This window comes from Pseudomonas sp. GM21 (genome assembly GCF_000282215.1).
Taxonomy (GTDB): domain Bacteria; phylum Pseudomonadota; class Gammaproteobacteria; order Pseudomonadales; family Pseudomonadaceae; genus Aquipseudomonas.
Window position 1 is genome coordinate 1 of sequence record NZ_AKJS01000067.1, and the last position, 11,544, is coordinate 11,544.

Annotated in this window: 12 protein-coding genes; 4 read left to right on the forward strand and 8 right to left on the reverse strand. The window is 58.9% G+C overall.

The annotated features are described in order from the left end of the window. Positions 1 to 2,206: bifunctional aconitate hydratase 2/2-methylisocitrate dehydratase (gene acnB / locus PMI22_RS20260; RefSeq protein WP_033049035.1), on the reverse strand; the 2,206-nt coding region annotated here is incomplete at its 3' end. Positions 2,207 to 2,612: 406 nt separating this feature from the next. On the opposite strand from acnB, the gene PMI22_RS20255 reads away from it, so the two are divergent. Continuing rightward, positions 2,613 to 3,083 carry a DUF1289 domain-containing protein gene (locus PMI22_RS20255; RefSeq protein ID WP_007944528.1) on the forward strand — a complete coding sequence of 157 codons (471 nt, stop codon included), beginning with the start codon at positions 2,613 to 2,615 and terminating at the stop codon, positions 3,081 to 3,083. A 34-nt stretch (positions 3,084 to 3,117) separates the two neighbouring features. Here the strand turns inward: PMI22_RS20255 and PMI22_RS20250 are convergent, their stop codons facing one another. Then, positions 3,118 to 3,978 carry a universal stress protein gene (locus tag PMI22_RS20250; RefSeq protein ID WP_007944530.1) on the reverse strand — a complete coding sequence of 287 codons (861 nt, stop codon included), beginning with the start codon at positions 3,976 to 3,978 and terminating at the stop codon, positions 3,118 to 3,120. A 165-nt stretch (positions 3,979 to 4,143) separates the two neighbouring features. Here PMI22_RS20250 and PMI22_RS20245 point away from each other — a divergent pair, with 165 nt between their 5' ends. Beyond that, positions 4,144 to 4,752, forward strand: a complete 609-nt coding sequence (locus tag PMI22_RS20245) for a tRNA-(ms[2]io[6]A)-hydroxylase (protein WP_007944531.1) — start codon at positions 4,144 to 4,146, stop codon at positions 4,750 to 4,752. A gap of 13 nt (positions 4,753 to 4,765) precedes the next feature. Here the strand turns inward: PMI22_RS20245 and PMI22_RS20240 are convergent, their stop codons facing one another. The 4 genes from PMI22_RS20240 to PMI22_RS20225 all read right to left on the reverse strand — a co-directional run bounded on the left by PMI22_RS20240 (position 4,766) and on the right by PMI22_RS20225 (position 7,872). Further along, positions 4,766 to 5,254, reverse strand: a complete 489-nt coding sequence (locus tag PMI22_RS20240; RefSeq protein ID WP_007944532.1) for a GFA family protein — start codon at positions 5,252 to 5,254, stop codon at positions 4,766 to 4,768. A 77-nt stretch (positions 5,255 to 5,331) separates the two neighbouring features. Beyond that, on the reverse strand, positions 5,332 to 5,949 hold the full coding sequence (locus PMI22_RS20235) for a DNA-3-methyladenine glycosylase family protein (RefSeq protein ID WP_007944533.1): 618 nt from the start codon (positions 5,947 to 5,949) through the stop codon (positions 5,332 to 5,334). 5 nt (positions 5,950 to 5,954) lie between these two features. Next, positions 5,955 to 6,758: an isocitrate lyase/PEP mutase family protein gene (locus PMI22_RS20230; RefSeq protein ID WP_007944534.1), complete on the reverse strand. Its 804-nt coding sequence runs from the start codon at positions 6,756 to 6,758 to the stop codon at positions 5,955 to 5,957. Between the two features lie 31 nt (positions 6,759 to 6,789). Continuing rightward, entirely contained in the window at positions 6,790 to 7,872 is a 1,083-nt protein-coding gene (locus tag PMI22_RS20225) for a bifunctional transcriptional activator/DNA repair enzyme AdaA (RefSeq protein ID WP_007944535.1), read from the reverse strand. A 118-nt stretch (positions 7,873 to 7,990) separates the two neighbouring features. On the opposite strand from PMI22_RS20225, the gene PMI22_RS20220 reads away from it, so the two are divergent. Beyond that, positions 7,991 to 8,401, forward strand: coding sequence for a VOC family protein (locus PMI22_RS20220; RefSeq protein ID WP_007944536.1), 411 nt, complete (start codon positions 7,991 to 7,993; stop codon positions 8,399 to 8,401). A 351-nt stretch (positions 8,402 to 8,752) separates the two neighbouring features. After that, positions 8,753 to 8,878 (forward strand): hypothetical protein, encoded by a 126-nt coding sequence (locus PMI22_RS32235; RefSeq protein ID WP_007944537.1) that lies wholly within the window; start codon positions 8,753 to 8,755, stop codon positions 8,876 to 8,878. A gap of 233 nt (positions 8,879 to 9,111) precedes the next feature. Here the strand turns inward: PMI22_RS32235 and PMI22_RS20215 are convergent, their stop codons facing one another. Then, the gene (locus tag PMI22_RS20215; protein ID WP_007944538.1) at positions 9,112 to 10,659 is read right to left on the reverse strand and encodes an amino acid ABC transporter permease/ATP-binding protein; all 1,548 of its coding nucleotides are present in this window, start codon (positions 10,657 to 10,659) and stop codon (positions 9,112 to 9,114) included. Positions 10,660 to 10,723: 64 nt separating this feature from the next. After that, positions 10,724 to 11,518: an ABC transporter substrate-binding protein gene (locus tag PMI22_RS20210; RefSeq protein ID WP_007944539.1), complete on the reverse strand. Its 795-nt coding sequence runs from the start codon at positions 11,516 to 11,518 to the stop codon at positions 10,724 to 10,726. Between the last annotated feature and the right edge of the window lie 26 nt (positions 11,519 to 11,544).

Here is an 11,544-nt window from a genome sequence, read left to right on the forward strand (position 1 = left end):
ACAGACGGGTTGGCAGCTGACCGTCGACCTGTTCCAGCAACTTGCCGGCCGCGCGGAAGTGACCGATGTTGGTCATGCAAGAACCGATGAACACCTCGTCGATTTTCTGACCTTCAGCGGTCGACAGCAGACGAGCGTCGTCCGGGTCGTTCGGTGCGCAGAGAATCGGTTGGGTGATTTCTGCCAGGTCAATCTCGATGATTTCAGCGTATTCGGCGTCAGCATCGGCAACCAGCAACTCAGGGTTGGCCAGCCAGGCTTCCATCGCTTGAGCACGACGTTCCAGGGTGCGCGCATCGCCGTAGCCTTCGCCGATCATCCAGCGCAGCAGGGTGATGTTGGAGGTCAGGTACTCGGCAATGGCCTTTTCCGGGAGTTTGATGGTACAGCCGGCAGCCGAACGTTCAGCCGAGGCGTCGGACAGCTCGAAAGCCTGTTCGACGGTCAGGTTGTCCAGGCCTTCGATTTCCAGAATGCGGCCGGAAAAGGCGTTGATCTTGCCTTTCTTTTCTACCGTCAGCAGACCGGCCTTGATGGCGTAGTAAGGAATCGAATGGACCAGGTCACGCAGGGTGATGCCCGGTTGCATTTTGCCTTTGAAACGCACCAGGACGGACTCAGGCATGTCCAGCGGCATGACGCCGGTGGCGGCCGCGAAGGCGATCAAACCGGAACCGGCCGGGAACGAAATGCCGATCGGGAAACGGGTGTGCGAGTCACCGCCGGTACCGACGGTGTCCGGCAGCAGCATGCGGTTCAGCCAGCTGTGGATGATGCCGTCACCCGGCTTGAGCGAAACGCCGCCCCGGTTGCGCATGAAATCCGGCAGCGTGTGGTGAGTGGTCACGTCCACTGGCTTGGGGTAAGCCGCGGTGTGGCAGAAGGACTGCATCACCAGATCGGTCGAGAAACCCAGGCACGCCAGGTCTTTCAGTTCGTCACGGGTCATTGGACCGGTGGTGTCCTGAGAACCCACGGTGGTCATTTTCGGTTCGCAGTAAGTGCCCGGACGAACGCCCGTCACGCCACACGCCTTGCCGACCATTTTCTGTGCCAGGGTGAAACCCTTGGTGCTTTCAGCCGGCGCTTCAGGCTTGTTGAACAGAGTCGACGGCGGCAGACCCAGCTCGGCACGCGCCTTCTCGGTCAGGCCACGGCCAATGATCAGCGGAATACGACCGCCGGCACGGACTTCGTCCAACAACACCGGGGTCTTCATTTCGAAGGTGGTGATGACTTCATCGGTACCGTGCTTGCAGACTTTGCCAGCATGCGGGTACAGGTCGATCACGTCGCCCATGTGCATATTGGACACGTCGAATTCGATTGGCAGGGCGCCGGCATCTTCCATGGTGTTGTAGAAGATCGGAGCAATCTTGTTGCCGAAGCAGAAACCGCCAGCGCGCTTGTTCGGCACATAAGGCACGTCATCGCCGAAGAACCACAGCACCGAGTTGGTGGCGGATTTACGCGACGAACCGGTACCGACCACGTCACCGACGTAGGCGATCGGGAAGCCTTGGCCGCGCATTTCTTCGATCTGCTTCATCGGGCCGGTGACGCCTTGTTCGTCCGGCACGATGCCGTCGCGAGCCATTTTCAGCATGGCCAGGGCGTGCAGCGGGATGTCCGGGCGGGACCAGGCGTCCGGGGCAGGGGACAGGTCGTCGGTGTTGGTTTCGCCGGTGACCTTGAACACGCGCAGGCTGATCTTGTCGGCCAGCACAGGGCGGTTTTTGAACCACTCGCCGTCGGCCCAGGATTGCAGCACGCCTTTGGCGTGAACGTTACCGTTCTTGGCGCGTTCAGCGACGTCGTGGAAAGCGTCGAACATCAGCAGGGTGTGCTTGAGTTCTTCGGCAGCGACCGGGGCCAGTTCGGCGTCGTCCAGCAGGTTGACCAGCGTGACGATGTTGTAGCCGCCCTGCATGGTGCCGAGCAGTTCAACAGCGCGCTTCTTGTCGATCAGAGGGGAATTGGCTTCGCCTTTGGCGAGGGCGGACAGGAAACCGGCCTTTACATAGGCGGCTTCGTCCACTCCAGGTGGAACGCGATTGGTGATCAGGTCAACGAGGAAAGCTTCTTCGCCAGCCGGGGGATTCTTCAGCAGCTCGATCAGGCCTGCAGTTTGTTCGGCGTTAAGCGGCTGGGGAACGATACCCAGTGCTGCACGCTCTTCGATATGTTTGCGGTAGGCTTCAAGCACAGTTATTACCCTCATCAGTGGTCCCAAATGGGTGTCCGGGACGCTCATCCCGAATTGCCGTACTCATGCGCTGCATGGCGTTGTGAGCCATTTAGCCAGAATTACCGACAATTCCTTACAGAAGCTGCTTTCAAAGTTTTACGCCTGCAGAACGGGAGCTGATGAGGGTTGGCGCTGAGCTTTTCCCCGCTGGAAAAACCCTTCGCCAACACCGCTCTGAAGGAACGACTGTGCTCGTGACGCTTTGAAAACAGCTTCTAACGGACATTGGCGCCTTAAAAGGCTGGCTGATTCTACGGCAAAAAGAAATTAAAGGTAAGTTAGGCCTTTAACTTTGAGGGGTGATGAATGTTAGACAAAGGGCTAACATGCGCGCCTGTTCTGCTTTTCCGTGTTTTGCCTACCTATGCCCAATCAGACCATCAAGACCCCCTGCGTCGGCCTTTGCTCCACTGTTTACGGTGACTTGGTGTGCCGTGGCTGCAAGCGTTTCCACCACGAAGTGATCAGCTGGAATGGTTACAACGAGGAGGAAAAGCGCGCGGTATGGCTGCGTCTTGAGCTATTGCTGTCCCAGGTGATGGCCAGCAAGCTGGAGGTTTTCGACCCTCAGCGTCTGCGTTTGCAACTGGAGCAACGCAAAATTCGTTTTGTGCCGCATCAGTCGGAGTATTGCTGGGCGTATCAGCTGATTGCCCGTGGGGCGCGGGTGATCAATAACCTGGAGGCCTACGGGATGGTGCTGATGCCGGAGTTTCGCGACTGGAACCTGCCGGAATTGCGTGATGCCATTGATCGAGAATTTTTCTTGCTGTCTGAAGCGCATTACCAGCGTTACATTGCACCGGGATTCTTAAAAGACGCCTTTGGCGGTTAAATCTTAAAAGCTTCGCGAGCAGACGCCATAGATTTCAATGCTGAGCCAATTCCTCAAGGTGATCCTCAATCTCCTGCGGCTTGAGCACCAGTACATCGCTCTCCACCTTATCCAGCACCACTTCCGCCGTATTGCCGATCAACGCCCCCGACAACCCTGAGCGCGCCACGGTGCCGATCACGGTCACTGCCGCTTGCAGTTTGTGCACCATGAATGGAATCAACACATCCGCCGGGCCTTCCTCGATATGCAAATGGTCATCGTCGATGTCGAATTCCGCCTGGAACGCCCGGCACTGCTCGCGATAGCGCGCCTCGATGGTTTCCTTGAGCTGGAAGGTCGGGTCGGCCGATGACAGCATCGGCGACGGATGCGCACTGATGACGTGTAAATGCGCCTTGGCCAGGCTGGCGATGTCATAGCCGTAATCAATGATGGTGTTGTGCAGGTGGCGGTGTTCGCCATCGCTATTGCCCACGTCGATGGCGGCCAGGATGACTTTGTCTCTCCAGGAGCCGGACGTTTTTACCAGCAACACCGGTGTCGGGCATTCACGCAGCAGTTTCCAGTCATCCGGGGTCAGCAAGGCCTTTTTCAGCGGGTTGTCCTGGTAATGCTGCTTGACCACCAGCCCGCAGCCCTCGGCTTGCTGCACGTCGATGATGGTTTGGTGCAGGCTCTGATTCCAGGCTTGCTCGGTCGTGACGCTGTAGCCGTCGGCTACAAGCGCAGCCTTGAGCACTCCCAACATGCCGTTGTGATCATGCTTGGGATCACCAACCAGCAGGTGCAGGTGGGCCTGGGTCACACCGGCAATCAATTTGGCCCGTTTGAGCGCCAGGCTCTCCGAATGTTCCGGTTCTATGACCACCAGAATGCTGCGAATGGCTTGCATGATCGGGATCTCCATAAACGGGTAAAAAAGCACGGCGTTGCACAACTATAGTTGCTGCTCGCCAACCAGGTACTTGATGCATATCAACGGTTGGCGACTGGTGGTCTGCCCGCAGGCCGGTATAATCGGCGCCCTTCGATTTTGAACCCTTTATCCGTGAGCCCCATGATCCTTCCCGAAATTCACGAGTTCCTCGGCTGCCGTACCCCTGACGGCTGGGTGCAGGCCGCGCTGGCCGATCAGGAAACATTACTGATCGACCACAAGAACTGCGAATTCAAAGCGGCCAGCACGGCGCTGAGCCTGATTGCCAAGTACCACTCCCACGTCGACCTGATCAACCTGATGTCGCGCCTGGCCCGGGAAGAACTGGTGCACCATGAGCAAGTCATGCGCCTGATGAAAAAGCGCAAGATCGAGCTGCGCCAATTGTCCGCTGGTCGCTACGCCTCGGGCCTGCGCAAAGTGGTGCGCAGCCATGAACCGGTGAAACTGGTGGATACGCTGGTGGTAGGGGCCTTCATCGAAGCCCGCAGCTGCGAGCGTTTCGAGGCGCTGGTGCCGCATCTGGATGAAGAACTGGGCAAGTTCTACTTCGGGCTGCTGAAAAGCGAGGCCCGGCATTTCCAGGGTTACCTGAAACTGGCTTACCAGTACGGCGACGCCAAGGACATCGCGCAAGTGATCGATAAGGTGCGCGCGGCCGAGCAGGAGCTGATCGAGTCGCCGGACGTGGAATTCCGTTTCCACAGCGGCGTGCCCGTTGCGGCCTGACGTTTAAAACGCTTTAGCGGCTCAAGCCGAGGCGTTCGTGCCAGTCGGCGATGGACTCTTCGGGATAGACCTCGAATTGCTGATCGCCGGAATGCGCCTCGACTTCCACCCATGGCGCTTTTGAACCGAGCATCAAGTGCGTGTGTTCTGGCGGCACCGGTAACGGGGTGTCTATGGCGGATGCAAACGGGTGGATCAGTTCAGGCCATTCGGGGCTGAACAGCCACAGTCCCGTACCGCAAAGGGAGCAGAAATGCCGTTCGGCGCTGCTGCTGTGCGCCCGTTTATCGCCTTCAGCCTTGAGGCGTGCATGGTAAATCGCGATGTGCTTGCGACCGCGCACCTTGAGGCTCTTGGCATCGCCGCCGAGATTGATCGCATAACCGCCGCCGCCTTGAGTCTTGCGGCAGATCGAGCAGTAGCAACGCTGATAAGGGTAGGGGTGGGCGCTGTTCAGGCTGAACGATACCGCGCCACAATGGCAGGAGCCTTCTAGCTGCATGGTTGTCTCCCTCAAGTATTGGGCTTCTCCGCCTTCAGGGCCCGGGCGGGCCTGCTCGCGATGAACGATAACGCGGTCTACTTGCTGGGCACCCGCCACAAATACCAAGCCGCCACCGTCCGATACGGGCTCCACGCCAACCCGATCTCTACCATCTGCTTACGCGTCGGCTGCACCTCCAACCCCTTCAGCCGGCGATAGCCTTCACGCACACCAAAGTCATCGGCGGGCAAGATATCCGGGCGTTCGAGGCTGTAAATCAGCAACATCTCAACCGTCCAGCGCCCAACCCCGCGCAAGGTGATCAAGCGCTCGATCAGGGCCTCATCTTCCATCGCCAACGCGGTCGCATACTCCGGCACCACGCCGTCCAGCGTTGCCTGGGCAATCCCCTGAATGGTTGCGATCTTGCCCGCCGAAAACCCGCAACTGCGCAGTTGATCGAACCCCGCTGCCAGGATCTGTTCCGGCCGTGGGAATGCCGCCGACGGAAACAACGCCAGCAACCGCCCGACAATCGCATCCCCGGCCTTGGCGTGCAGTTGCTGATAGGCAATCGCCCGCACCAGCGACTCATACGGATCACGAGCCGCATGGGGCTGGTGCAGGCACGGGCCGATGGCGGCGATGTGGCGCGCCCAGTCTGCGTCGAGGGACGCTAAAAACCGGGTCGCCGGCAGATAGGGATCGGGCATGACAATCAAGGGTTTCCGGTTGTTTTCAGCAAGGCGTTAACTTCACCGTAAGTAAGAGCCTTGAGGTGACTGCTGTCGAGTTTGCCGGTTTCCAGAAAGCTTTGGGTCAACCCGGCCATGGCGCCATACAAAAACTCGGCGATGCCCGAACCGGCACTCAAACGTCGCACGCCCAGTGCTTTCAATGCTTCAAGCGATGGCAACCCCGACAGGCCCAGCACATTCACCGGCAACGTCGTGCCGTGGCACAGCGCAGCGATTTCATACTCCGCCGAGACACCCGCCGCAAACAGCCCATCGGCACCTGCCGCTTGGTACAGAGCAGCACGCTTGAGGGTTTCAGCGACGCGATCTTCGGCCGGTACCAATCCTCGCAGGTACACATCGGTGCGGGCATTGATGAACAGCTTCACATTGCGCTGATCGGCCACTTTGCGGGCCACTTCGATCTTGCGCACCAGCAACTCGGGCGCAGAAGCGCCGTCCTCGATATTGATCCCGACCGCCCCGGCCGCAATCACCGCTTCAATCACTTGGGCAACCCGCGTCAGATCATCGGAATAGCCGGCCTCGACGTCCACGGTCAACGGCAGCGAAATCACGCGGGCGATGGATTCGACGGTTGATACCAGACGTTCGAGGGGCAGGGCGTTGCCGTCCGCGTAACCATGAGCCCAGGCCACCGCCGCGCTGCTGGTGGCCACGGCTTTGCAGCCCAGTTGCTCGACGATACGGGCCCCGGTGGCATCCGCGACGTTAGTGAGGATCAGCAAGCCTTCGTGGTGCAATTGGTGGAATTGTCTGTCCATCGAATGTCCTTCCTGATGACAGTTGAGGTAATCAGAACGCGAGTGGTTGGGTGACCTGTAATGCCGCGCTTTCCAGCCGTAGCAGAAATGCCTTGCGCGGTTGTCCTCCACCATAGCCGGTCAGCGAGCCATCCGCACCGATGACCCGGTGGCAGGGCACCACGATGGACAGCCGGTTGTGCCCGTTGGCCAAGCCCACGGCGCGACTGGCACCGGGCTTGCCCAATTGCCTGGCGATGCTGCCGTAGGTGCTGGTCTTACCGTACGGGATCTTCGCCAATTCGGCCCAGACCTGCCGGGAAAACTCACTGCCGGGCAGGTACAGTGCAACGCTGAATTCGCTGAGTTTGCCGGCGAAGTACTGTGCCAGTTCCACCTCGATCTGTTGCAGATGCGCGTTGTGTCCCGGCGCGACCGCGTAGCCATACCGGTTCTGCAGTTCTTCGACTTCGCAGGTCAACGCCGGACGGTCGAGGAATTCCAGCAGTACCAGCCCACGGCGCTCGGCCATGGCGATCATCGGCCCCAGTGGCGTGGTCAGCCGAGTGAAGAGCAAGGGTTCACTCTGCGCAGCTCGGCCCGGGGTGATGTGGAACGACTTTTGAAAGGCGTCACGAAAACCACTGAGGGATTCATAACCCGAGTCGAATGCCGCGCTGTCGATGGAATCGCCCTGTTTGATCCCGCCCAGTGCCATGCCGAGGCGACGGGTGCGCAGCCAGGCATGAAAGGTCATGCCCAGTTGCTGCTTGAACCAGCGCCGCAGTTTCAACGGCTCGATGCCCTCGGCCAGCAACTGGGCGTCGGTCCAGCGTTGCTCGGGATCGGCGTTCACCGACCTCAGCAACCTCTGCACCCAGTCGGGCGCGATGGCCGCAGCGTCCAGCGGCTTGCAGCGCAGACACGCGCGATAACCCGCCGCCAGGCATTCATCGGCGTGCGCAAAGAACTCGACGTTCTCTGGTTTCGGCGAGCGTGCCGTACAGCCGGGGCGGCAAAAAATCCCGGTGGTTTTCACGGCCGTGAAGAACACCCCCTCATAGGCAGTGTCGCGTTCGAGCATGGCGCGAACCATTTCGGCGTGGGGCGGCAGTAGTGCGGTCTGTATGTTCATGGGTCGAGCATAAAACCCTGTTGGCAGTGTCTCCACCGGAAAATCGACAATGAATTTTTGTGACTCTGGACTACAGTGGTCGGGTTACTGATCAGGCAGTCAAACAGGGAGTGATTTCATGCAACCGTTTACGATTCAACACATCGATCACATCGTGCTGCGCGTCAAGGACCTGGAGCGAAGCATCACGTTCTACGCGCAGGTATTCGGCGCTGAGTTGGTCAAGCGCCAAGACAATCTGGGGCTGGTGCATCTGCGCGCAGGGACCTCCATGATCGACCTGGTCAGCCTGGACGGTGAGCTCGGGCGCAAGGGCGGTGCCGCCGCCGGGCAAGAGGGGCGTAACCTCGACCATGTCTGCCTGCGCATCGAGCCCTTCGACGAAGCGGCACTCATCAGCCACTTGCAGTCCTTTGGTCTGGCGGCCGAGAAAGCGGCCAGGCGCTTCGGTGCCGAAGGTTATGGCTTGTCACTTTATTGCTTTGATCCGGATGGCAATCAGGTCGAGCTCAAAGGGCCGTCAAGGTAACAGCGGGGTAGCTGACGGAGCTTTGGATTGAGGTTCCGTCAGCTTGAGCGTTTGTCTGCACCAAAGGCTTAAAACCATCCCGGATCAACGGTCATGAGCTGTCATGAAATGACAACGCGCTGTCGCCAAATGAAAGATTGGCAGTCCCACCGTCGATAAACTCCTTCTCATGGTGTGCGCTGCAAGCCCGGCAATTGGGCAGCTTGCAATGCCAGGCCGTATGACGATCAGTCCTGAAGAGAACAATAATATGTGCGTAGAACATTCGGTCCTTGCCGAAGGTTCCGACGATAAACTCGTCGAACCAACCCAGCGTCCTGGTAAATCTTCCACCCAGAAGGAGGACGGATTATGGATCTCCAAATGACGGTGGCAGATTGGGTGCGCACAGTCATGACCGGCACCTGCGGGTTAGCGTTGTTGTCCCTGGTCTTCTGGTGGGATGAGTACGGGATACTTTTGCACCGCCTGAGCTAACTCGGCCAGCGACCTGCCCTGTTGACTGCAGGCCGGTCGCTGCCTTGGAAGGGGCACACGATTCCCTGCGGCCTGCGCCTTGCCTGGCCCGCTTTAAGGCCGACAACGCAGCGGGGAAACTAATTCAGAACGCCCCCTAGCCCCTTGCTGGCGGCGCAAACCAGCGTCCCGCAATTCCAAGATTCATCGGTGTTTTCCTGAAAGTGGGAAGCTCAAAGAAAGGGGGTGCCTGTTCATGCCAGATCCACCGTTGCAGAACGGTTTGGCAATGGAACATCGATCCCCATAAAGCGCCGCACTCGTTCTCCTTCGGCATCGCAGCGTATGGTTTCAGGCGCGGCATCGAGTTGAATATTGCCATTCTCCATGAAGATCACCCGGTCGGAAATCGACATGGCGAAGTCCATTTCGTGGGTCACGATCAGCATGGTCATGCCTTCCTTGGCCAGATCACGAATCACGTTCAGCACGTCGTTGACCAGTTCCGGGTCGAGGGCCGAAGTCGGCTCGTCGAACAGCATGATCTGCGGTTCCATCGCCAGGGCCCGCGCAATCGCCACGCGCTGTTGCTGCCCGCCGGACAGTTGATGCGGGTACTTGTGGGCATGGGCCAGCAGGCCGACCTTGTCCAGCAGCGCATAAGCGCGATGTTCACTCAGTTCGCCCGGCTGGCCGTGGTAACGCGGCGCCAGCGTGACGTTGTCGAGAATGGTGCGGTGGGGGAACAGGTTGAAGTTCTGGAACACCATGCCAATGTGGCGCACGCCTTTGCGCAAGCGCGAGCTATTGGGTTTGTCCGACGCCTCGATGAATTGTTCGCCGAACAACAGAATGTCGCCGGTATCGATGGTTTCCAGGCCGTTGACCGTGCGGATCAGCGAAGTTTTACCGGAACCGGATGGGCCAATGATCGAGACCACCTGGCCGTATTCGACCTTCAGGTCGATCCCCAGCAGCACTTTGTGTGTGCCATAACTCTTCTGGATGTTCTTCAGTTGCAGGATAGGCGTCAGGTTGTTGCCCGCTACTTTGCGTGTGCTGTCGGGCAAGGCTTCGGCGCAGGCCTTGAGCTTGGCTACGGCGGGCGCGTCGAGTGTTTGCGGCTTGCGGAAGTTCAGGTCCAGGTAGCGCTCCAGGCGCTGCAGGAAAAAACCAAACACGGTAACGATCAACACGTAGTAGACGCCTACCGCCGCCAGGGTTTCCATGACCAGGAAGTTGGTGGCGTAGAGGCGCTGGCCGACCGTAAGAATTTCCGTGAGCGAGATCACCGAGACCAGCGAGGTCAGTTTGACCACCGTGATGTATTCATTAATCAACGTGGGCAGCGAGATACGGAAAGCCTGGGGAATCACGATCAAGCGCTGCATGCCGAACAGGCCGACACCCAACGCGCGCCCGGCTTCTTTCTGCCCCTTGGCCACGGAGATCAGACCGCCACGGTGGATTTCCGCCATGTACGCCGCTTCGGTGACCACCAGGGCCAGCAAACCGGAGTAGAAGGGGTTGGACAGGATCGGGCCGCTGCCGGGAAACAATTGCGGCAGGTTGTAGACGAAGACCACCAGCACCAGCAACGGGATGCTGCGGAAGAACCAAATGTAGACCGCTGCGGGAATGCGCAGCAAGGGTGACTGGGACAGCTTGGCCGTGGCCAGGAGAAACCCCAGCAGCATGCCGATGAACCAGGCCAGGGCACTGAGCTGGACCACCGTGACGCAGGCATTCCAGAAGTCTGGCAGGGAGAACAGGGAGAAGAAATACGACCAATCGAATTGCATAGGGCACCTCACTCTGCGGCCCCGATGCAGGGGCGGCAGATGACCAGACTACAAGGACACGTTCTTAGTTGGCAGTCGGTTCTTCCAAGGCGTATTTCTTAAGAATAGCGGCGTACTCACCACTCTTCTTGGTCTCCTCGAAGGCCTTTTGCACCGCCTGGAAGGTTTCTTCGTTACCTTTCTTGACGAAGATGCCCAGGGTTTGCTGATAGATCGGGTGATCGGTAGTGATCACTACCCGGCCGTTGGTCTTTTCCGCGATCAGTTTTGCGGCGCCGGCGATTTCAACCTGGGCCTGAATGTTCTTGGACAACAGGGCCTGGGTCACTTCGGGCGCCGAAGGGTATTCGCTGACGGTGATGGCACCTTTGTTGTTCGGCACGCAATATTCATCGGACAGTTTCCTGAATTCCTTGACCCAGGTCGTGCCCTGTTCCAGGCCCAGTTTCAAGCCACACAGGTCTTCAGGTTTTTTCGCATTGATCTCGCTGCCTTTGGGCACCATGACCGCGGCACCAGTGTTGGCATAGGCGATGGTCTGGGCTTGAGTCTGGCGCTCTGGCGTGATGTACATGCCGGAAATAACCGCGTCGTATTTGCCGGAGTTCAGGCCCAGGATCAGGCTCGGGAACTTGGTGTCGACGAACTCCACCTTGGCGTTCATGTGCCTGGCCAATGCGGCGGCCAGCTCGGGGTCCGAACCGACGACGTTTTTATCCTTGTCATAGGACTCGAAGGGAGGGTAGGTGATTTCCATGCCGACCTTGAGCGTGTCTGACGCGGCCATGCCCACCGAGGCACCGAGCATACCGGCTGCCAATATAGCCAAGCTCAACAGGTTCTTTTTATTGTTTTTCATTTCGTACTGACTCCGGCGTAGGTAAG